The 22,057-nt window shown below is 63.8% G+C and carries 12 protein-coding genes and 1 pseudogene; 8 read left to right on the forward strand and 5 right to left on the reverse strand.

Annotation, left to right across the window (positions count from 1 at the left end; genetic code table 11):
* The first annotated feature begins 92 nt into the window (after positions 1 to 92).
* Entirely contained in the window at positions 93 to 1,139 is a 1,047-nt protein-coding gene (locus IAE77_RS07745) for a WYL domain-containing protein (protein ID WP_294224271.1), read from the forward strand.
* 77 nt (positions 1,140 to 1,216) lie between these two features.
* Here IAE77_RS07745 and IAE77_RS07750 read toward each other — a convergent pair whose 3' ends face one another.
* A complete protein-coding gene (locus IAE77_RS07750; RefSeq protein WP_294224274.1) occupies positions 1,217 to 2,224 on the reverse strand; it encodes a hypothetical protein in 1,008 nt (335 codons plus the stop codon).
* 81 nt (positions 2,225 to 2,305) lie between these two features.
* Positions 2,306 to 3,436, reverse strand: coding sequence for a hypothetical protein (locus tag IAE77_RS07755; protein ID WP_294224276.1), 1,131 nt, complete (start codon positions 3,434 to 3,436; stop codon positions 2,306 to 2,308).
* A 141-nt stretch (positions 3,437 to 3,577) separates the two neighbouring features.
* Between IAE77_RS07755 and IAE77_RS07760 the strand changes: the two genes are divergently transcribed.
* The 4 genes from IAE77_RS07760 to IAE77_RS07775 are packed head-to-tail and all read left to right on the forward strand — an operon-like array spanning position 3,578 to position 10,443.
* Complete coding sequence (locus IAE77_RS07760; protein ID WP_294224278.1) at positions 3,578 to 5,752, forward strand: PBP1A family penicillin-binding protein; 2,175 nt, start codon at positions 3,578 to 3,580, stop codon at positions 5,750 to 5,752.
* Positions 5,753 to 5,786: 34 nt separating this feature from the next.
* On the forward strand, positions 5,787 to 6,629 hold the full coding sequence (locus IAE77_RS07765) for an alpha/beta hydrolase (RefSeq protein ID WP_294224282.1): 843 nt from the start codon (positions 5,787 to 5,789) through the stop codon (positions 6,627 to 6,629).
* Positions 6,630 to 6,658: 29 nt separating this feature from the next.
* Positions 6,659 to 7,390: a hypothetical protein gene (locus IAE77_RS07770; RefSeq protein WP_294224285.1), complete on the forward strand. Its 732-nt coding sequence runs from the start codon at positions 6,659 to 6,661 to the stop codon at positions 7,388 to 7,390.
* A 47-nt stretch (positions 7,391 to 7,437) separates the two neighbouring features.
* Positions 7,438 to 10,443: a protein kinase gene (locus tag IAE77_RS07775; protein WP_294224288.1), complete on the forward strand. Its 3,006-nt coding sequence runs from the start codon at positions 7,438 to 7,440 to the stop codon at positions 10,441 to 10,443.
* Positions 10,444 to 10,494: 51 nt separating this feature from the next.
* On the opposite strand, the gene IAE77_RS30900 is transcribed toward IAE77_RS07775, so the two are convergent.
* A complete protein-coding gene (locus IAE77_RS30900; protein WP_345780967.1) occupies positions 10,495 to 13,176 on the reverse strand; it encodes a vitamin B12 dependent-methionine synthase activation domain-containing protein in 2,682 nt (893 codons plus the stop codon).
* Positions 13,159 to 15,459, reverse strand: a pseudogene (locus IAE77_RS30905) (homocysteine S-methyltransferase family protein); the annotation flags it as partial. The gene IAE77_RS30900 and the pseudogene IAE77_RS30905, both read right to left, overlap by 18 nt.
* 198 nt (positions 15,460 to 15,657) lie before the next feature.
* On the opposite strand from IAE77_RS30905, the gene IAE77_RS07785 reads away from it, so the two are divergent.
* Positions 15,658 to 16,335, forward strand: coding sequence for a response regulator transcription factor (locus IAE77_RS07785; RefSeq protein WP_294224295.1), 678 nt, complete (start codon positions 15,658 to 15,660; stop codon positions 16,333 to 16,335).
* The gene (locus IAE77_RS07790; protein ID WP_294224298.1) at positions 16,332 to 17,678 is read left to right on the forward strand and encodes a HAMP domain-containing sensor histidine kinase; all 1,347 of its coding nucleotides are present in this window, start codon (positions 16,332 to 16,334) and stop codon (positions 17,676 to 17,678) included. Before IAE77_RS07785 ends, IAE77_RS07790 begins: the two co-directional genes overlap by 4 nt.
* Positions 17,679 to 17,702: 24 nt before the next feature.
* Here IAE77_RS07790 and IAE77_RS07795 read toward each other — a convergent pair whose 3' ends face one another.
* Entirely contained in the window at positions 17,703 to 19,169 is a 1,467-nt protein-coding gene (locus IAE77_RS07795; protein WP_294224300.1) for a hypothetical protein, read from the reverse strand.
* 115 nt (positions 19,170 to 19,284) lie between these two features.
* On the opposite strand from IAE77_RS07795, the gene IAE77_RS07800 reads away from it, so the two are divergent.
* Positions 19,285 to 21,984, forward strand: coding sequence for a choice-of-anchor tandem repeat GloVer-containing protein (locus IAE77_RS07800; protein WP_294224303.1), 2,700 nt, complete (start codon positions 19,285 to 19,287; stop codon positions 21,982 to 21,984).
* The last annotated feature ends 73 nt before the right edge of the window (positions 21,985 to 22,057 follow it).

Raw genomic sequence — 22,057 nt, forward strand, 5'->3', positions numbered from 1 at the left:
AGGCGCATCTTGCCACATGGGGTTGGACATTTGCTGGCTGACACCCGCGACTTTTCATGCTTATTTACTCCACAGATCTTAAGCTTCCTGCCATGCATGTCCGTGCCCCTTCCCTTCCCGTTTCCCGCCCCAGCCGGGTGCAGCCCGCCGCGCGTCTGGGTGTCCGCCGCACGGTGGACTGGCGCGTGGGCCGCATCATCAGCATCATCGCCTCCGGCCAGTATCCGAACTGCCAGACGCTGGCACGGGAGATCGAGGTGTCAGCGAAGACCATCCAGCGGGACCTGGATCACCTGCGACATCAAAAGGACCTGCCTCTGGAATACGACGAGGTGCGGCACGGCTTTTACTTCACCCGGCCGGTGAGTGAGTTCGCGCCGATGCAGCTCTCCCGTGGCGAGCTGGTGGCGCTGTTTGTGGCGCTGAAGGCGCTGGAGCCGCTGCGGGGCACGCCTCTCTACAAGCAGGTGGCGCAGAGCCTGAACAAGATCGCCGGGGCCTGCCCGGAGGCGGTGTCCATCCACTGGCAGGACCTGAATGCCGCCTGCTCCGTGAAGGATGCCGGTGCCATGCAGGTGGATGCCACGCTCTTTTCCACGCTGCTGGACGCGGCGCTGAACCGCCAGGAGGTGGCCTTCTTCTACCGCAAGCTCAGCGGCGGCGGCCGGGGCGAGCTGCGCCGGCTGCAGCCCCATCACGTGGGGAATCTGATGAACGGGTGGTATGTCATCGGGCATGACCTGGACCGGGGCGGCTGGCGCACCTTTGCCCTCCAGCGCATCAGCGGCCTGGAGGTGCTGAAGACGCGCTTCGTGCGCGATCCAGCCTTCCACATCCGCGATCACCTGAGCACCGGCTTCGGCGTGTGGAGCTACGGAGCGGAGGCGGAGACCTTCGAGGCCTGCATCCGCCTCACCGGCTGGGCCGCCCGCTACGTGGCGGAGGGCCGCTGGCACCGCAGCCAGAAAATCACCCCGCTGAAGGACGATGGCAGCGAGATCGAATTCCGCGCCGAGCTGGCCGGGCTGGAGGAGATCACCCGCTGGGTGCTCGGCTTCGGCCGCCATGCGAAAGTCGTGTCGCCCAAGAAACTCCGCGACGCCGTCCACGCCGAGGCCCGCGCCATGCTGGAATCGTAGATGGGAGCGCGGACGCCCTCGCGCCGTCGTCCGCTGCCCCCGTTCACCTTTTCGGCTGCCGCGTTTGCCGAATCTCCTCACCGCACCTCAAAACGCAGCAGCGTCGCACGTGCGGCCTGCCCGGGCTGGTCGCGGTCCACTTCAAAGGGGTGCTGAAGGTTGTTGCCCGCCAGGTCTTCCAGCAGCGGGTCGATGTGAATCGTGTGCTCACCTGCCTGCCACGCTTGTGCGGGCGTGAAGATCCACGAGCGCGCATCGGCGGCGGCTTTCACCTGCCCTTCGACCGGCTTGCCGCCCAGACTGACCTCCAAAGCGGACAAGAGCATCGCAGAATCGAGCGGTTCATCGAACCGGACGCTCAGAATGTCCCGGCTTCCCGCTTTGGGGGCCATGACCGTCCAACTCAAGGGATCAGGGCAGCCATGATCAGCCGCCCCCGCAGTGACATCGAAGGTGACATCCTTTCCCAGCGCCACTCCAGCCGTGGAACGCCAGTCTCCCGCGACCCTCAGCGAGCACTGTTCCCCTTCCCGCAATACGGGCCCTTCGTCGCGATTGAGGTTCACGCCTGTCTTCTGCCGGCCCGGATGAAACCACAGCGTCAGCCGCCGGCCATCCGGCGACCACAGCTCCGTCTCGCGAAACGCGCCTGCCACGACACCACCGTCCTGACGGTGCAGGAAGATGCGCTCCAGAAACACGCCCTGCTCCATCGGTTGCGTGAAGTGCAGATACACCTTGAGCGCGTTCGCCGGCAAAACAGCGGGCGTGGGTGCCAGGCCCACGGCCGGCACTTCGGTCTTGAGCGGATCGAAGCGCCATGGCTCGCGGTGCCAGCGGCCATCGGCCGTCTGAAACTCGATGCGATAGGTCTCTCCTGCCACCAGCGGCAGCGACGGCACAAACCGCACGGCTTTTTCCTCCCGCGTGATGCTGCCGAACAATGGAGCCTTCGCATCGCCTCGATACACGCGCACATCGACGCCCGGAACCACGATCTGCCCGGATTGATTGATGCGCGCTTCCCCGGCGTGAAGCATCACGCCCCAGAAAAGGGGGACAAACCGGCGGAGGAGCGTGATCACGACATCAAGGAGACGGAGCGGCCCGCTCCGCTGGCTTCCAGAAACGGGACTGGGGACAGTCCCGCTCCTTGGATTCACACCTCACGGCAAGGCGGCGACTTCGAGACTCAGCGTGCCTTCGTTGTCACGCAGCACCACGGCCTCGCTGTTGCTGAGCTTGTCCACCTGCACGGCTCCGAAGAGCGCATCGACGATCTCGATGCCCTCCGGCCCTTCGTGCTGCTTCTCATCGCGACGCGCGGCGTTTTCGTTCGTCTTGTCCGGCGTCTTGCCGTCGAGGTAGTCCATGCTGATGCGCGCGCCCCACATCTTGCTGGGGCCGAAGGCGTTCTGCTTGAAACGCTGCGTGTGCACCACAAGCCAGTCCTTGCCGCTCTTGTCCGTGTAGCTGAACAGGTCCAGCGGACGGTTGCCGCTGCCGAGTTCCACCATGCTGACGCCTTTGACCTGCGCACCGCTTTGAATGTCGTCCACTTTGAACTTCGCCACCGGCGTGCAGGCGAAAGCACCCACCACATAGGTGCCATCCGGCGAATCGTAGGGCACGAAGCTCTGGATCGGAGCCTTCGTCTCCCACTTCCGATGCGCCACATGGTAAGTCTCGGCGCTGAAGACATTCGCCGTCGCGCCATTCTTGATCGGCACCGGAATGGTGAAGATGCGCGAGGCGAACTCCTCATTGCAGGTGCCGGTGGCAAACACGCGGTCCTTGTCGAAGGCGACGTCGGTGATGTTGGTCACCTTGCTGCTGGTGCCGCCGGGCAGCGTCACGCGCACCCAGGGCAGCGGATCGAGATTCAGCGGGGCGACTTTGCCCGCGGCATCGACAGTCACGATCATCACCGCATTGTCCGGACGACGCTGCACCGCGAGGTAGATGCGGCCGCTGGCGGGATTCACCGCCATGTCCTTCACGGTGATGTCCTCCTTCTTCGCACCGAGGCCGTCGGCGATCGCCGCGCCGATGTCCGGCACGGCCTTTTTCAACACCGCCTTCGCAGCGCCGGTGTCACCCGTTTGAATGGCGACGATGCTCGCCGTGCCCGGTTCGGCGGCGAGCAGCAGCCCGCCGGGACCAAAGCTGATGGAACTGAGCGAGCCCAGCTTCAATCCGCCGGTCTGCGGCGATTCGATGAGGGCGGAGGCGGCGACCGGCGCGGCGCAGGCGGCGAGCACGGATGCAAACAGCAGGGCGGAACAGAGTGTTTTCATGAGCGTTGGGTTGGAGTTCGCGTCATGCTACGGAACTGGACGGGCCGATGTCACGAACAAAGATGAAATCGAAGTTCACACGGAGTTCATCGTCTGAGGCTTGATCTTTGGTGGAAAACCAGCGACCCGATGCCCGTCCGCATGAAAAAACAGCCCTCCGAAGCCCGCAAGCCGGCGAAGCGCACGCTCTCGCGCTGGCACTCGTTCAAGCGGCTCGCGATCATCACTTTGATGAGTGGCTCGCTTCTCTGCACGGTCACCGCGGCGGTGGTCATCGGCATCTACAGCAATCTCGCGAAGGACTACGACCTCACCAAGCTCGGCCAGATGCCCGAGCGCACCATCGTGATGGATTACAAGGGCGAGGTGCTCGGCCGCATGCACGGCGAGAATCGCATCATCGTGCCGCTCAGCGAGGTTTCGCCCTGGTTTGTGAAGGCGCTGCTCGCCCGTGAGGACGCGCGTTTCTACAGCCACGGCGGCATCGACTACAAAGGCGTGCTGCGTGCCACGATCCGCAATCTCAAGGACATGCGCGTGGTGCAGGGTGCAAGCACGCTGACAATGCAGCTAGCACGCAACAGCTACCCGGATCTCGATGACCGCAGCCTGCATCGGAAGCTGGTGGAGATGATGCTCGCCCGCCGCATCGAGAAGGCCTGCACGAAGGACCAGATCATCGAGCACTACGTGAACCGCATCTTCTACGGCCCGGGCATCTACGGGGTGCAACGCGCCAGCCAGGTTTACTTCGGCAAACATGCCAGCCAGCTCAATCTGAGCGAGGCGGCGATGATCGCGGGCATCATTCGCAGTCCGGCGCGGTTCTCGCCCTTCCGCAATTACGAGGGAGCCCTCAAGGAGCGTGATGATGTGCTGAAACGCATGGTGGAAACGAAGGTCATCACGCCGGAGGAGGAAATCGCCGCGCGCTATGCCGACATCGCGCTGCATGCCCAGCCTGCCTTTCAAAGCCAGGGCGGCTACGCGCTCGATGCCGTGCGGCGTGATCTCGATCTGATCCTGGAGCAGCAGGAGATCGAGGACGGCGGCCTGCAGGTCTTCACCACCCTCAACAAGGAGCTGCAGGACGCGGCAGATGAATCGGTGGAGAAGCGCCTCAGCGCGGTGGAGAAGCAACGCGGCTACAAACACCCGAAGAAGGCGGATTTCGACCGCACGTGGGACGGCACGCAGGAAATCTCGTCCACGCCTTACCTGCAAAGCGCCGTCATGATGCTGGACAATCAAACCGGCGGCATCCTCGCCGTGGTCGGCGGGCGTGACTATCGGCACAGCAAGTACAACCGGGCCATGCAGGGCGAACGCCAGATCGGTTCGACCGTGAAGCCTTTCGTCTATGCCGCGGGCGTCGCCTCGGGTTTCATGCCCGGCACTTATATCAATGACGCGCCCATCCAGCCCGGCGAGATCGATGGAGCCGATCCTGGCTGGAGCCCGCAGAACTCCGACGGCAAGTTCCTCGGCCTTTCCACCGTCACCGACGGCCTCGTGCGCAGCCGCAACACGATGACCGTCCGCCTCGGCAACTACGCGGGCCTGGATCGCGTCATCAACCTGCTCACCAACGCCGGCTTCAGCAAACCCGCCGAGCGCACGCCGCAGATCTTCATCGGCAATCTGGGCGGCAATCCGCGTCAGCTCACCAGCGCCATCAGCATCTTCCCCAACCAGGGCATCCGCCGTCGCCCCTTTCTCATCGACCGCATCATCGACAAGGCCGGAAACGTCATCTACCAGACGCCCGTCCTCGAATCGGAAGTCATCACGCCGAGCGTGGCGCTCCTGATGCGGCAGATTCTCTCCCAGGTGCTGGATCGCGGGACGGCGGCCGCCTTGCGCAGCACCTACGGCTTCAAGGAGCCGGGCGGTGGCAAGACAGGCACCACCAATGATTACAAGGACGCCTGGTTCGCCGGCTACACCGACCGCTTGAGCTGCGGGGTGTGGGTGGGCCTCGACAAGCCGCAGACCATTGTCGATGAAGGCTACGGCGGCACGCTGGCGCTGCCGATCTGGGCCGACGTGATGAAAAAAGCCGTCGCACTTGGCTACAAGACGGAGGTTCCGAAAGTCCTGCTGCCGCTCACCAAGGTCACGCTCTGCCGCGTGAGCAGCCAGCTCGCCACCGATGGCTGCGGCCACGCCCGCACCGCCTATGAGGAGGCCCTGCCTTACGATCTCGTGCCGCAGGGCTTCTGCATGGAGCACACGGGCTACGCCGCTCCTCGACCACGCACACAGCCGCAGTCTCAGCGCGGCCTGTTTGACCGCATCCGCAGTTGGTTCCGTTGATACCGGCGCCGCCGCTGATCCACCGCACTCTCGCATGAAATCCATCGCGCTGTTCTTTCTCGCCGTCGCCTCCGCCTTTGCGCAAAGCACCACGATCGATGTCGAGTACGGTCGCGTGGGCGAAACGGTGTTGAAACTCGACCTTCATCTGCCGAAGGCCGGGAATGCGCGGCTGATCGTCTATGTGCACGGCGGCGCGTGGCGTGCGGGCAGCAAAGCGGACGTGCCAATCGCCGGTCTGCTCGATCATGGCTTTGCGATTGCGAGCGTGGACTACCGGCTGTCAACGCAAGCGCGTTTTCCGGCGCAAATTCACGACATCAAGGCCGCGATTCGCTTCCTGCGGGCCAAATCGGACCTGTTTCATCTCAACACCGACAAGATCGCGATCATCGGCTCATCGGCCGGCGGGCACCTCGCGGCGCTCGTTGGCGTCACGAACGGCCACAAGGCACTCGAAGGCCAGATCGGCGAGCATTTGGACCAAAGCAGCGACATCGCCTGCATCGTGAGTTTGTATGGCGCGTCGAACTTGCAGTCGATTTTGGGCCAGAGCACCGAGTTCGGCCTCAAGATGCGCGTTCCGGCGCTGCAACTGCTCCTTGGCGATGTTCCCGACCAGGTGCCCGATCTTGCCAAACTGGCGAGTCCCGTGGCTCACCTCGATGCGAAAGACCCGCCGCTGCTGTTGATCCACGGTGACGCCGATCCGCAGATGCCGCCGCAGCAGTCGCAGGAGCTCGCAAAGGCGTATGAGGCGAAGAAACGCCCCGTGACGCTGATCCTGCTGCCAGGCAGCAAGCACGGCGGCGCGGAGTTTTATGATGAAACACGGCTGAAGACGATGGCCGCGTTTTTGACGAAGCATCTTCGATAAGAGCGTCGCCGCAGTCACAATCCAGCCGCATGCATGACGACTCCATCATTCCTGGCGCGCGCCAGTTTGCCACGACGCACTGGACGCTCGTCGGCCGGGCCGCGGCGCAGGACACGCTGGCGGCGGAGGCGCTGGAGCGGTTGTGTCGCGACTACTGGTATCCGCTCTACGCCTTCGTGCGGCGGCGCGGGCACAGCGCGGCGGATGCGCAGGACCTGACGCAGTCGTTCTTTGTGGCGCTGATCGAGAAAAACACGCTCGCGCAGGCGGATCGCGCACGTGGACGGCTGCGGTCGTTTTTGCTCGCGGCGCTGACGCATTTCCTGGCGAACGAGCAGGACAAAAAACGCACGCTGAAGCGCGGCGGCGGCAAGATCCTGGAGTGGGACGCGCTGGACGCGGAGGAACGTTACGCCGCCGAGCCCTCGAGCGCGGAAGGCACGCCGGAGACGGTGTTTGACCGCCGCTGGGCCTTCACCCTGGTGGATCGCGCGCTGAAGCAGCTCCGCGAAGCCTACGCGGCCGCGGGCAAGGCGGAGCTGTTTGACGCCCTGCGCGGCTCTTTGACCGGAAACGAGCCTCCACGGGCCGAAACGATGCAAAAGCTCGGCTTCAGCGAGTCCGCGCTGAAGACGGCGGTTCATCGCCTGCGGCACCAGTATCGCGAAATCCTCCGCGCGGAGGTCTCCCGCACCGTTTCGGAGGAAGGCGAGATCGAGGCCGAGATGCGCCACCTCGCGGCGCTGCTGCGGCAGGGCTGAAAACTTTTTTGCAACCCGCCGCCGCCATTCCTTCAAACAGGAATGCCATGAACTCTCCTGCCTCCTTTCCCTGCCCTCGCTGCCGTGCTCCGCTGCCTTCCGCGGAGGCTGAATGCCCCGCCTGCCTGCTGAGCATGGGCGCGGATGCGGATGCCACGCGCATGCTTGCGGCTGAAAAACTGCCGGAGCGGCGTTTGCAGCCAGGCGAGGTCTTTGGCGGCTACCGCATCGAGCAGGAGCTGGGGCGCGGAGGCATGGGGGCGGTGTATGCGGCGACGGAAGCGGCCACGGGACGGCGCATCGCGCTCAAAGTGCTCTCGCAACGGCTGGCGGATGTGGAATCGCGGACACGATTCCTGCGCGAGGGACGCGTGGCGGCCTCCATCAACCATGCGAACAGCGTGTACATCTTTGGCACGGAGGAGATCGAGGGGCGCAGCGTGATCGCGATGGAGCTGATCGGCGGCGGCACCTTGCAGCAGCGTGTGGCGGAGAAAGGACCGCTGCCAGTGGGCGAGGCGGTGGACGCCATTCTGGACATCATCGCCGGCCTGGAGGCGGCGGAGGCGGCGGGCGTGCTGCATCGCGACATCAAGCCGGCGAACTGCTTCATCGACACGGATGGCATGGTGAAGGTGGGTGATTTCGGCCTGAGCATCAGCACGGAGGGCAGCCGCGATCTGAATGTGACGCAGCACGGCGTCTTCCTCGGCACGCCGGCGTTTTGCAGCCCGGAGCAGCTCCGTGGCGAGCCGCTGGACGTGCGCAGTGACATCTACGCGGTCGGAGTCACACTGTATTATCTGCTCACGGGCCAGACACCGTTCGAAGGCGCGAACGTGATGCAACTGATGGCGAACGCGCTCGACAAGGCGCCGCGAGATCCGGCGAAACTGCGTGCCGGCCTGCCGAGGGAGATCGTGAACGTGCTCACGCGCTGCCTGGCGAAGCAGGCGGGCAACCGCCCCGCCACTTACGCGGAGCTGAAGTCGTTGCTGCTGCCTTTCCGCAGCACCGCGCCGACGCCGACCTCCGTGGGGCTGCGGTTTGCGTCCTGGCTGCTGGACTATTTGATCGAGGCGGCTCTTGGCCTGATGGTCTCACTCTGGCTGCTGGATGCCTCGGAGATCGGCCAGGACATCGGCGGATGGAGCTGGGGCATGTGGGCGTCGTTTTTGTTCCTGGCGGGGCTGCTGATCGTGCCGCAGGGGCTGTGGGGTGCCACGATTGGTCAGGCCTTGGTCGGACTGCGGGTGGTGCGCGGGGATCGCGGCGCTCCAGGCCTGCCGCGTGCCGCGGGACGCTATCTCATCCTGTATCTGCCTGGCCTGGTGATGATGCTGCTGCCGCTGGCGGGCGCGACCTTCAACACGCGCGTGCTGCTGGCCTATGCGCTGCCGGTTTACCGGCTGCTCTTGTTTGTGACGATCCGCCGGCGCAATGGCTACGCGGCCGTGCATGACCTGCTGACAGGCACGCGTGTGGTGGAAAAAGCCGCTGTGCATGCCGAGAAGGCCGCCGCCAGTCCCATCCAGGAGCCGGTGTCCGCGCAGAACGCCTCCGGGCAGGAGCCGATCGGCCCCTATCAAGTGCTCGGCATGCTGGAGGAACGAGCGGAGGACACGCTGCTGCTGGGCTTTGATCCGCGCCTGCTGCGGCGTGTGTGGCTGCGTCTTCATCCAGGTAAAGACGGTTCGCCACGGCATCCGGTCACGCGTTTCACCCGCCTGCGCTGGCTGGCGAGCGGGATGACGGCAGATCATCACTGGGATGCCTATGAAGCACCTGCCGGCACCGCTTTGCTGCAACTCGCGCGCGAGCCGCAGCCGTGGTCGGTGGTGCGAGGCTGGCTGCACGATCTGGCGCAGGAACTCGAAGCTTCGCGCAGGGAGGGCTCCCTGCCGCCAACGCTGGGTCTCGATCAACTGTGGATCACTGCGGAGCAACGGCTGAAGGTGCTGCCCTTCACTGCGCCGGGCCCAGGAAACGCGCCGAAGGTGCAGGCGGCGCATTTTCTCAATCACACCGCGCAGACAGTGCTGGAAGGCCTCGCCGTCCCGCCTGCCGCAGCCATGGAACGTGCCGCTCACGCCCCGATGCCTGCCGCGGCAAGGGCCTGGCTGAACAGCCTGGTGAAGGCAGCGCCAGAGGTCGCGCTGGCCTCTCTCAAACCGCTGCTGACGATGCCCGCGTCCGTGAGCCGGCTGAAACGTGCCATGCTGCTGCTGCTTCCGGCTTCTCCGTCGTTGCTGATGCTGCTGGGACTCCTGGTGACAGGTCCTTTCATGGAAAAAGCCCGTGAGATGCACGCCCGCCATCCACAACTGAGCGAGGCATCGAAAGTCGTCTTCCAGTTCGACACGATGGAGATGATGGCCCGCTTCCTGCCACCGCCGACGGACAACGATCCGCTGTATGCCGTGCTGAAAGAGGACAAGGAGAAGGCCCGGCGCCTGCTGGGCGTGCTGCTCTCCTCCCGCTACGGCCGGTTCGTTCGCGATGAGGCTGAATGGAGCAGCTCGGAGGTGAAAAGCATCCTCATCCAGCATCACGACCGGGTCGAGGAACTGGTGAAGAAACACCCTGCGCCCACGGCGGCGGAAGTGGCGGAGGCGGAACGTGTCTTTGCCCCGACACTCAAGACGGTGGCCCGCTTGGAAAGCTCCCGCCAGTCCGGCCGGAGTCTCATGAGCATGCAGGACATGGTTCGCTTCAGTTGCAGCCTGTTGATGAGCCTGATGTTCTGCAGCCTGCTGCTGACCGTGCTGCTGCGCCGCAGCGTGTTGCCGCGGGCCTTCGGAGTCGATTATGTGCTCATGGACGGGCGTCCTGCGGGTCGCGCCAGGCTTCTGTGGCGTGCATTGCTCGGCTGGCTGCCCGCGTTCGGCCTCGCTCTGCTGCTCATGCTGATGAAATGGCCGCTGATGCCCGGCTCGCTCATCGTTGTGTGCGTGGCGGGAATGGCCGCGCTGTCGCTTTGGCTTCACAGCCTGCTGCGTCCGCGACGTGCGCTGCACGATCAGATCACCGGCACCTGGCCGGTTCTGGCATGAACACGCGATCGGTCTGCGCTGCGAGGTCGCTCAAGTGGGCGGCTTGCGAACTCAATACCCGAGCCAAGGGCCGAGCCAGCGTTCCATCTCCTCGACGCTCATGCCTTTGCGTTTGGCGTAGTCTTCGACTTGGTCTTTGCCGAGGACGCTGATGCCGAAGTAGTGGGACTCGGGGTGGGCGAAGTAGAGGCCGCTGACGGCGCTGCCGGGGTGCATGGCCATGCTTTCGGTGAGTTCGACGCCGGTTTTGGCGGTGGCGTCGAGCAACGCGAAGAGGATGGGCTTCTCGGTGTGGTCGGGCTGCGCGGGATAACCGGGCGCGGGGCGGATGCCGCGGTAGTTTTCCTTGATGAGATCGGCGTTGGCGATGTCGCCGGGCTTTTCGTAGCCCCAGGCGAAGCGGGCTTGCTGATGCAGATACTCGGCGAAGGCCTCGGCGAGTCGGTCGGCGACGGCTTTGGTCAAAATGCCGTGGTAGGGATCGTGCGCGGCATCAAACTCCTTCGCGAGCTCATCGGCACCGTGAATGCCGACGCAGAAGCCGCCGATGTGGTCGGTGCGGCCGCTGGATTTCGGCGCGACGTAGTCGCTGAGCGCGAAGTTGGCCTTGTCCTTCTTGATGACTTGCTGGCGCAGCGTGTGGAAGGTTGTTTTGAGCTTCCCGCCTTCATAGACTTCGATGTCGTCGCCGACGCTGTTGGCGGGGAAGAGGCCAAAGACGCCTTTCGCGGTGAAACGCTTCTCCGCGATAATGCGGTCGAGGAGTGTGTTGGCGTCGTTGTAGAGCTTCAAAGCCTCTGCTTCGGCTTTGAGCTTCATTTCGGCATCTTCATGCGCGGAGGAGAAACGGCCTTCATTCGCGATCCAGCGTCCGCGCAGCTCCCACGAGTGGAAGAAGGGCGACCAGTCGATGAACTCGCGCAGCGTGGCGATCAGGTCCGCGCCTTCATACACCTTCGTGCCGGTGAAGCTCGGCGTGGCGATGTCCTGCGTGCTCCAGTCGAATTTTTGGCCCTTCTCGCGTGATTCGTCGAGGCTGAGGAGCTGGCGGTCCTTCTTCTTGCCATATTCCTCGCGGAGGCGGGCGTGGCGTTCTTCGTTGGATTTGATGAAGCCTTCGCGTTGATCGTCGGAGAGCAGCGAAGTGGTCACCGGCACGCTGCGGGAGGCATCGAGCACATGCACGATGGGTCCGCTGTATTTCGGCGCGATCTTGATGGCGGTGTGCGCGGGGCTGGTGGTGGCGCCGCCGATCAAAAGCGGCTGCTTGAAGCCGAGTCGCTCCATTTCCGCCGCGACGTGCACCATTTCATCGAGCGACGGCGTGATGAGGCCGCTGAGGCCGATGACATCGGCGCCGACTTCGACAGCTTTGTCGAGAATCTTCTGGCATGGCACCATGACGCCCATGTCGGTGACTTCGAAGCCATTGCAGGCCAAAACGATGCCGACAATGTTTTTGCCGATGTCATGCACATCGCCCTTCACGGTGGCGAGGACGATTTTGCCACCACCCTGCTTCGCCGCCTCGGCAGGGATCAAATCAGCGGCGGTCAGGCCGCCAGAGCCGCCTGCATTTCCTTGAACCGAGCCTGAGTGAGCTCGAACGCCCGGATATCCTCCTCCAACCTCGTCTGGTAGTCGATGACCGCCTGCGCCTGTTGCTCCTGTGTCATGGCTTGCGCCTGCGCCAGTTGCTCCATCTGATGATGCTGTCTGCACGCCTCCACGAGACCGTGAGCCTCCAGCTCCCTCAGCCAAGCTTTGCGCAGTGAGAGCATCGGAGCCTGCTCGCTGAGGCTGCGTCGTACCTGCTTCAACTCGTCGCTGGAGAAACCCTTCGAGGATTTCACGACGGTAGAGGTCGGGGCGGCTTGAAGCGTCGAAGTGTTCATGGAGATAAGATTCACCGGTTTGCAGCAGGTTTTCAATAGATTTGTGAAGATGGTCCAGAAGCCAGTCCTGATCGCGTAGGGTTGGCGATCCGAACACGCTGTTATCGATGATGATCAGCTCAAAAAGAGGGTTGTTCTCATTTTCGGAAGCCAGGTGAAGAGTGGTTCGCGCAGCCTGAAAATGTCCGCCAGCAGCACGTCGCAGAGGCACGATGCGGCCACCTTCCTCGACGGAGCGCCTGACCATGTTGGCGACAGCCTGCCGCCAGGGACAGTAAACAAACCTGACTTGCAGATGAATGCCTGACTCCAGGGCGCACTGGATATGAATCCGGCTGCGGCTCAGATTCTGCAAGGTTCCATCCATGACAAGAATGGCATCATCATCAGAGAAGGATCGCGTGGCCGTCGTCTTCCCGCTGCCCTGGCCTCCGGCATTGAAAACGATCACATCGCCCAGTTTGGCGGCGCTCACGATCTTTTCGAACATCCAGTCCACAAACGCACCCGCAGGCTCCAGCGTGGCGACGCTCCACTTTTGGCGGCTTTCGCGGGTGGCGGCGTAGTCGGGGCTGAGTTCCTGGACGTTGTTGCGGTCGAGGACGTTGGCAAAGCGGCGCTTGTACTCGGTGGCGGCAGATTCGAGGTCAGCAGCGAGCTCGGCGGCGAATTTCACCTCGATGCGGCGCTCTTCGAGGCTGAGGCCGGGATAGGGCGTGTACGTGAAGCCTTCGACGGCAGTCACGTCACGGTCGCTTTCGAGTGCCTTCACGGTCTTCTCCGCGATCTCGATGAGCAGCTCGCGTTCGCGGGCCTTGCGGGCTTTTTCGGCCTCCATGTAGGGCTGCAAATACGCGACGCTCTGCTTCATCACGCGGGCGCTTTTCACGACCTGCGGCAGGAACATCTTCCCAGCGCCGAAGAGGTCACCGACGACGCTCATGCCGTCCATGAGCGGGCCTTCGATGACGGAGAGCGGTTTGCCGAGCTTCGCGAGTGCTTCGGCGGTGTCTTCGTTGATGAAATCGGTGATGCCTTTGAGCAACGCGTGCTCGAGTCGCTTCTCGACGCTCTCATTGCGCCAGCTGAGATCGACTTCGGTCTTCTTCGCGCTACCGGCCTGGCCTTTGAACTGCTCGGCGTAATCGACGAGCACCTCGGTGGCGGTGGCGTTGCGGTTGAGGATGACGTCCTCGACCTTCACGAGCATCTCCGGCGGGATTTCCTCGTAAACTTCGAGCATGCCGGCATTAACGATGCCCATGTCCATGCCTGCTTTGATCGCGTGATACAAAAACACGCTGTGCATGGCTTCGCGCACCTTGTTGTTGCCGCGGAAGCTGAAGCTGATGTTGCTCACGCCGCCGCTGACCTTCGCGTAAGGCAGGTTTTCTTTGATCCAGCGCGTCGCGTTGATGAAATCGAGCGCGTAGTTGTTGTGCTCCTCGATGCCGGTTGCGACGGTGAGGATGTTTGGATCGAAAATGATGTCCTCGGGCGGGAAACCGACCTCATCGACGAGGATACGATACGCTCGCTCGCAGATGCGGATCTTGTCTTCGTAAGTCGCGGCCTGGCCTTGCTCGTCGAAGGCCATCACCACCGTGGCGGCGCCGTATTGTTTGATCTTCGTGGCGTATTCCTTGAACTTCGCCTCGCCTTCCTTCAGCGAGATGGAGTTCACGATGCCTTTGCCCTGCAGGCACTTCAGACCGGCCTCGATGATCTCCCACTTCGAGGAATCGACCATGATCGGCACCTTGTTCACCTCCGGCTCGGTTTGCAGGAGGATCAAAAACTTCGTCATCATCGGCACGCCGTCGATGAGACCCTCATCCATGCAGACGTCGATGACGTTCGCGCCGCTCTCGACCTGCTGACGCGCGATGGCGACGGCCTCCTCGAGTTTGTTTTCCTTGATGAGCTTCGCGAATTTCGGCGAGCCGGCCACGTTCGTGCGCTCGCCGATCATGAGGTAGTTCGAGCCGGGGCTCAGCACATACGGCTGCGAGCCGCTGAGTCGCATCGTGTGCGGATCGGCGGGGATTTCGCGCGGCGCGAGTTTTTCGACGGCCTTCGCGATTGCGGCGATGTGCTCGGGCGTGTTGCCGCAGCAGCCGCCCATGATGTTCACGAAGCCGCTGCTGGCGAAGTCGGTGGCGTAACCGGCCATGTCCGGCGGCAGCAAATCGAAGCCGGTGGGCGCGAGCGGGTTCGGCATGCCGGCGTTCGGGTAGCACGAGACGAAGCAATCCGCCTTCGCCGCGAGCTCCGCGAGGAAGGGACGCATCTTGTCCGGGCCGAGCGAGCAGTTCAGGCCGATCGACAGCGGCTTCACATGCCGCATGGCATTCAAATAGGCCTCCGTGACCTGCCCGGAGATCATCGTCTCGCCACCGGGGCCGACGGCGGCGCTGATCTGCACCGGCAGCTCCAGTTTGTCCTCTTCAAAGACCTCGCGGATCGCCACGAGCGCTGTCTTCGCATTCAACGAATCGAAAATCGTCTCGACGAGCAGCGTATCGACGCCACCAGCGATCAACGCACGCACCTGATGCTTATACGCCTGCTTCACCTGATCGAAGGTGACGTAGCGGAAGCTCAAATCGCTCAAGTCCGGGAACTGCGACAGCGACACCGTGAGCGGTCCGATCGCTCCCGCGACGTAGCGCTTCCGTCCCGTCTGCTCAGCCACGATGTCGGCCCATTTGCGGCACTGGCGAGCGGACTCGAAATTGATCTCCCACGCGAGATCATTCAGAAACGTGTCCTCGATGATGCCCTGGAAGAATTCCGGGTTCTTCTTCCCTTCGCGGAAGAATTCCGCCTGCGCGATGCTCGTCGCCGAAAACGTGTTCGTCTCGATGATGTCCGCACCCGCTTCGAGGAAGCGCTTGTGGATGTCCTCAATGATGTCCGGGCGAGTGATCGAGAGGATGTCGCCGTTGTTCAGGATGTCCTTCTCGTTGTCGCGGAAGCGCTCACCGCGAGCGGAGGCCTCATCGAGCACGCCCTTGGCCTTATACTGCCGGATCGTCGTCCCCATCGCGCCATCGATCACGAGGATGCGCTGACGCAGGGCGGCTTCGAGTTCAGGGCGGCAGTTGGGACGGGCAGGCATGGTCGGAAACTACCCAAAGTGCGCGAAGGGTCAACTGTCACATCAACGCATCATGTTTTGAGTATATGTGATGCTTCCAAGGAGGAAAACGGCAGTGAAGCGAGGTCAGTAACCATTCAGTTACTGATTTTCCCTTATCGGCCGCCAGCGGAGACTGCTAGGCTCCAGCCATCTGCCGCACAGCCTCCCATTTAGCCCATGAACATCCTTGTTGTTGAAGACGAGCCGGATCTTGCCCGCCACATCGCGGGTGCGCTGACGCGCAGCGGTCATTCGACAGAAGTTCGGCACGATGGTCAGGAAGCCCTGGAGACGGCGCTGAACCGCCGTCCGGACCTCATCGTGCTGGATGTGAACCTGCCCACGATGGACGGTTTCACCGTGCTTTCGCGGCTGAGACAGTCCCAGTCATCCTCCCGGGTGATCATGCTGACCTCACACGGCGATGTGGAAAGCCGTCTGCGTGGCCTGAATGGTGGTGCGGACGACTATCTGGCGAAGCCTTTCTCCATGGATGAACTGGTGGCGCGGGTGAATGTGCTCGGGCGCCGTGGCGGCACGATCGCCGAGGGAGACGTGATCAAGGCGGGCGATGTGGTCATGGACGTGCCAAAGCGCAAAGTGACGCGGAAGGGCGAGAAGATCGAACTCTCGCCGCGTGAGTTCGAGGTGCTGCAAATCCTTATGAAGGAGCCGGCGCGCGTCTTTTCCCGCAATGACATCTGCGAGCGCATCTGGCAGCGCGAGCACCAGTATGACACCCGCACGGTGGAGATCTTCATCATGCGGCTGCGCAAGAAGCTGGAGCTCGACGACGGGGCGAATTTGATTCGCACCGTGCGCGGCGCGGGCTACCAGATGGCCGTGACCGAATGAGACGGTGGCCGCTCAAGATCAAAACCGGCGCCTACGCGGCGCTGCTGACCATGCTGACGCTCATGGTCACTGCAGTGTTCTTTTTCACCATCCTCTACCACCGCCAGCGCAAGGAGGTGGATGACGAGCTTCTCGACAATGCGGACGAACTGGTGCGTGACCTGCGCAATTTCCGCGGCGCCCCGGTGAACCCGCGGCACCCGCTCAGCGCGAAGTTTGTGCCCCTGGATCTGCGTGAGCACCACCTGATGCTGATGGGACCCGAAGGGCAGCTTTTGTATCACTCACCGAATCTGCAGGGCGCCAGCATCGAGGGGCCGCCAGGGTTCCGCACCGTGACGGTGGCTGGGCAGGCGTGCCGTGCAGGCAGCTTCAAGATGGGTGACTTCACCGTGCATGTGGCGATGAGCCTCGCGCCGCTGGAGGCCTTTCATGCGGATCTGCGTTTTGGACTGCTGATGACGCTGCCCCTCATCGGCGTGATGGTCTTTGCCGGCGGTTTGTGGCTCGGAAATCGTGCCGTGGCACCCTTGGCGGCGCTTTCCTCGGCTGCAGAGGCCATTTCGGTCGAAAACCTCTCCGAGCGCCTGCCGACACCGCCTGCGGACGACGAGATCGCGCGGCTCACCGTGGTGCTGAACAGCGCGTTTGACCGCATGCGTGCCGCCTACACCTCCGCGGCACGGTTTTCGGCCGACGCCTCGCACCAGCTCAAAACGCCGGTGGCGGTGATGCGGGCGGGGTTGGAGTCGCTGCGTGACTCGCCTGAAATCGGCTCCGCCGCACGCGAGGAACTCGACGGCCTGCTGCGTCAGGTGCGGCGGCTCACGGGGCTGATTCAGGACCTGCTGCTGCTGGCAGGCACAGACGCGAGGCGGCTGCGTTTGGAGAGCCAGCCCTTCGATTTGAGCGATCTGGCCGCTGAGGCGCTCGACGACCTCAGTGTGCTGGCTCATGACCGCCTGGAGGTGGAGAGTGCTCTCACGCCCGGGCTCACCGTGTGCGCGGATCGCCGCCACGTGGCAATGGTTTCGCAGAACCTGGTCGAAAACGCGGCCAAATACACCCCGGAAGGCGGGCGGGTGCGCATCACGACGAAACGGGAGGGCAATGTGGCGCATCTGTCGGTGGCGAACACCGGTCCTGCACTTCCCGAAGCGGATCGCGAAGGCATCTTCGAGCGTTTCCGCCGCGGTTCCCAAGTCGGCGAAGGTCAAACCGGTCACGGTCTGGGCCTGAACATCGCCCGTGAACTCGCCCGAGCCCACGGCGGTGACTTGGAGCTGGTGCGCAGCGATGGCGAGTGGACGGAGTTTGCCCTGACGCTGCCGGTGGGTGTGTGATGCGGCCAGAATTGGCGTACCCGGCTACCTCGCCACGATCGGGCGATACTGCTCGATGGTCAGACGTTGCTGCGTGGAGTTGGAAAAGGTGGACCAGTTGGTGGCGAGCCAGTCTTGGGCGGACTGGTCATCGGTTTTGCGCCAGGCACGGTAGTAGCGGGCGAGAGCGTCGTCACGGCCGCGCGAGGTGGAGAGCTGGTTGGCAAGAACGAGCGAGGCACCAATGTCGGACGACGCGAGCATGTCAGCGAGGCTCAGACGAGCCTGATCCATGGAGGGCGCGACCGGGTTGGCGTCCACCCATTGACGGAGGCCGATGGGATCGGTGGCAGCCCAGGAATTGTAGGCTCCGGCGTATCCTTCCGTGGCGAGTTCCCTCGGCTGGGAGTCGAGCCAAGCCAGCGCCTTGTCCGGCTCCATGGCCCCCCACATGGTGCCGATGTGCGTGATGGCCTGGCGGCGCACACTCGCATCGGCCAGCGAAGTGCTCCACGAGGTGGCGGCCTCGATGTCGCTGGCAGCCCAGACGGTGGCGAGCGTGGCGGCGGCTTCGTCCCGGCCCGGCCCTGCCGGAAGGGTGCGAATCCAGTCCGCAGTCGCGGCCGGATCGGTGGTTCCCCAAATATCGGCGATGGCCGCCGCCAGCGCGGCGCCGTCCGGCTGGGAGACGGCCTCGGCATAGTGCTCAGCGGCTTCCTGCGGGTGCTGCAGGGACCATTGACTGGCGACGGAAACCTCCGCAGTGCGTCTTGCGTCGGCGTTGGTCAAAGAAGCGGCCCAGTTTGCAGCAGCGAGGGCGTTTTGTTCGGCCCAAGTGGTGGCCGTGGCGGCAATGAGAGGCTGGGAGAGATATCCGGTGGAGCTGAGCCACTGGGCAGCAGCGGCCGGCGTGCGGCGCGTCCAGCCGATCATCACATCGGTGAGCGCCTGGTCTTTGAGAGGACCGCTGAGATTCTCATCCGCCCACATCCACGCGGCGCGGGCGTCCCGCGCCGCCCACTTGTTCACGGCGATGCCGATGGACTCCGAGCGCATGGTGCCGGCATGGAGCGAGGTGCGGGCGTAATCGAGGGCGGCGATGGGATCCGTGTCGCTCCAGACAGAGTAGATGCCGCGCAGGTAGTCGAGCTTGTCCTGCTCGGAGGAAATCGTCTGCATGACCTGCAGCGCCGTGGCAGGATCCTGCCGCGCAGCTTCGGCACCCGCGTCACGGAGCATCGCTGAACGCTCCTGGGGATCGACCTCCTGCATGGCCGAGGACAGCGAGGGAGCACCGGCCTTGCCCTCGCCGGAAGACCCGCCGGGCGCGGGTGTCGTGAGCGCTTGCCCGCGATCCGGCGAACCTCCTGGCACCGCATCGCGGTGCTGGGATCGCAGGTCGGTGTCGCTCATCATGGGAGAGAGCAGCACCGTCACTCCAGCCCCTGCCGCGGCGCCAATGGCGACGAGCAGGGCGTTCGCCAAAAGCGAGCCGTTGCGGAGTGAGAACATATTTCGACCCTTAAGAGACCATTTTCCCGTTCCATGGGCAATCTGGATTTGGTAACTGAACAGTTACTGTTCGAACTTGGCATCGAAAGATGCGTACTGATAAATTCCACGTCCTGTGAGCCTTTTTGCCCGTGTGTTACTCGTCTGCGCCAGCCTGACGGCGGGGGCGGCGCGTGCCTCAGTGTCGTATGAGGTGCTCTCCAGCTTCCAAAAACCCGGCACCCAGGTCGTCGCCCCGCTGATGCAGCATTCAGACGGTAATTTCTACGGCGTGGCCTCGACCAATGGGGCGTTTCGCCTCGGAACCGTGTTCAAACTGACGCCAGCGGGAGCGCTGACCACGCTTCACTCCTTCAGCGGCACGGACGGCTCCGGACCATCGGCGGGACTGGTCGAGGGGGCGGATCAGGCGCTCTACGGCACCACTTCCAGCGGCGGCACTCACGGGTTTGGCGTGGTTTTCAAGATCACCAGCGGAGGCGTGTTCACAAAGCTGGTCGATTTCACCGGTAGCGCAGGGTCAGCCCCTGGATCGGTCCCCCATGGGCTGATGCGGCATGGAAACGACCTTTTTTACGGCGTGACGCAGGGCGGTGGGGCGAATGGCTTCGGCACCGTGTTTCAAATGACGCCCGGAGGCGTGCTGACGACGCTGCGTGACTTCACAGGAAGCAGCGGGGCCGCTCCTGGAGCCGAAGCGCAGGGCCCGCTGGTGGCTTCAGGCAACCTTCTTTACGGCATGACGAAGCTGGGCGGTGCCACAGGACAGGGCGTGCTCTTCGAAGTGAGCACTGCGGGGGTGTATCGCTCCCTGGGGGAGTTTTCCGGCACCGCAGGCACACGCGCGGGTGCCAATCCGTCGGGTGGACTCATGCTCAACACGGACGGCGCTTTGTACGGTGTCACCGAATACGGCGGCACGAACAGCTTCGGCGTGGCCTTCAAGATCACCACCGCGGCCTCGCCAGTTTACACCGTGCTGCGTCACTTTGCCGACGCTTCCGGCTCACAGCCGGTCGGCCCCCTGGCGCGGGGCAGCGACGGGCAGCTTTATGGCGCGACGGCCAACGGCGGTGTGAGCGCCCGTGGCACGCTGTTCAAGATCACCACCACAGGCACTCACACGCTGCTGGCGAATTTCACGGGCGAAACCGGTGGCGCCTTGGGTTCCGCACCGCGCGCCGGACCATGCCTCGCGACGGATGGCTTGTTCTACCTGCTCACCAGCGCGGGCTCGACGGGGAACATGGGCTCGTTTTGCAAGATCAGCAGCGCGGGAGTCTTCACCGCAGTTTCGTCGCTGTCGCTCGGCGCAGGCTGGATGCCCAGCGGCATGCCTGTGGCATCGGGAAGCGGGGCACTCCTCTTTCCGATGGCTGCGGGCGGCACCGCTGGCGGCGGAAATGTTTCCAGCGTCAGCACTGCGGGCACGGTGAGCCCGCTCGCGGCGCTCGGTGGCACGCTGGGCACCTATGCGGATGGCGGCCTGAGTGCGGTCAGCGGCAGTTTTTATGGTGTGACGGCCCGTGGCGGTGCTTCCGCTCGTGGCACGCTTTACCGCTACACGCCCGGCACAGGCACCGCTCTGGTTCTCGCCTACACCACGTCTGCGGGCTCCCTGGGTGAAGGATCGCTCACGCTCGGCGCGGATGGCTTGCTTTACGGGATAGGGCGTGAAGGCGGCGCATCGAGCCGCGGTTCGATCTATAAAGTGACGACGGCAGGTGTGCGCACGCGCCTCATTTCCTTCACGGGAACCGCCGGAGCGGCCCCGGGCGGGCGACCTTGCGGTCCGCTCGTGCTCGCAGGCGATGGAAACTTCTACGGCATGACGGAGGAAGGCGGCACCGCCAATGTGGGCGTCGTTTTTCGCCTGACACCCGCAGGCGCGTATTCGGCGCTGCATCATTTCACGGCCGTCGGACCGCGTTCGCCTCAAGGCGGCTTCGTCATTGGCAACGACGGCCAGCTTTACGGCACCACCAGTGCTGGAGGAACGGACGATGCGGGCACGCTGATCCGCTTCCTGCCCTCCTCGGGCCTCGTGCAAGTCCTGGGCGAGTTCTCCGGCATCGGAGGAGCCACACCGGGCGCGATTCCGATGGGTGAGCTGACAGTGGCCTCGAATGGCTCCATCTACGGCATGACCGCCGCCGGTGGAAACGCCGATGAAGGAACCGTGTGGCGCTACTCAACCTCAGGCGGCCTGGAAACGCTGCTATCCTTCACGGGGCAGGCGGGCGCCGCGCCTGGCTCCGCAGCAGACACCGACGGGGCGGGACTCATTCTCACGGGCGGGCTGGCCTTCGGCTCAGACGGCCAGCTTTACGGTGTCTCGGCCGGTGGTGGTCCGGAGGGCGGCGGCGTGGTGTTTCGTCTTCAGTTCAGTTCACCTCTTCAGGACTGGAAACTGGCCCTGCTGGGCGATCCCAACGCTCCCGATGCCGGGGACGCAGATGCCGACGGTCTCGCGAACCTGCTCGAATACATCTTCGACACCTCACCGGTGGCTCCACAGACCTCTTCAGCGATGGACTCCGGCCTCAGCAGCTACCCTGACGGAGATTTCCTGACCGTCATCGTGCCCCGCGACCCTGCCCGGTCTGACGTGACCATCATTGTGGAGGCTTCGGACACGCTCGCCCCGGGTTCATGGACGACTTTGGCCACCAGCACCCTGGGTGGCGTCTTCACCGGCCCCGGCTACTACGATGGTGATTCCGCCTCCCCGGGCGTGAAGCAGGTCATCATTCGTGATGTGCAGCCTGTTGCCACTTCCCCCCGGCGTTTTGTGCGCGTGCGGGTCACCCGATGATGCTGCGTGCCACCTCCTAACCAAACCGTTACTGTTGCCCCATTGTTCCCAGCCCGCTTTCCATTCACCATGG

The organism is Prosthecobacter sp., from assembly GCF_014879935.1.
Taxonomy (GTDB): Bacteria; Verrucomicrobiota; Verrucomicrobiia; order Verrucomicrobiales; family Verrucomicrobiaceae; genus Prosthecobacter.

Excerpts from the sequence above, each read along its gene's own strand:
- IAE77_RS07745 (WP_294224271.1), top strand. The coding sequence starts at position 93 with ATGCATGTCCGTGCCCCTTCCCTTCCCGTTTCCCGCCCCAGCCGGGTG.
- IAE77_RS07755 (WP_294224276.1), bottom strand. The coding sequence starts at position 3,436 with ATGAAAACACTCTGTTCCGCCCTGCTGTTTGCATCCGTGCTCGCCGCC.
- IAE77_RS07760 (WP_294224278.1), top strand. The coding sequence starts at position 3,578 with ATGAAAAAACAGCCCTCCGAAGCCCGCAAGCCGGCGAAGCGCACGCTC.
- IAE77_RS07765 (WP_294224282.1), top strand. The coding sequence starts at position 5,787 with ATGAAATCCATCGCGCTGTTCTTTCTCGCCGTCGCCTCCGCCTTTGCG.
- IAE77_RS07770 (WP_294224285.1), top strand. The coding sequence starts at position 6,659 with ATGCATGACGACTCCATCATTCCTGGCGCGCGCCAGTTTGCCACGACG.
- IAE77_RS07775 (WP_294224288.1), top strand. The coding sequence starts at position 7,438 with ATGAACTCTCCTGCCTCCTTTCCCTGCCCTCGCTGCCGTGCTCCGCTG.
- IAE77_RS30900 (WP_345780967.1), bottom strand. The coding sequence starts at position 13,176 with ATGGAGGCCGAAAAAGCCCGCAAGGCCCGCGAACGCGAGCTGCTCATC.
- IAE77_RS07785 (WP_294224295.1), top strand. The coding sequence starts at position 15,658 with ATGAACATCCTTGTTGTTGAAGACGAGCCGGATCTTGCCCGCCACATC.
- IAE77_RS07790 (WP_294224298.1), top strand. The coding sequence starts at position 16,332 with ATGAGACGGTGGCCGCTCAAGATCAAAACCGGCGCCTACGCGGCGCTG.
- IAE77_RS07795 (WP_294224300.1), bottom strand. The coding sequence starts at position 19,169 with ATGTTCTCACTCCGCAACGGCTCGCTTTTGGCGAACGCCCTGCTCGTC.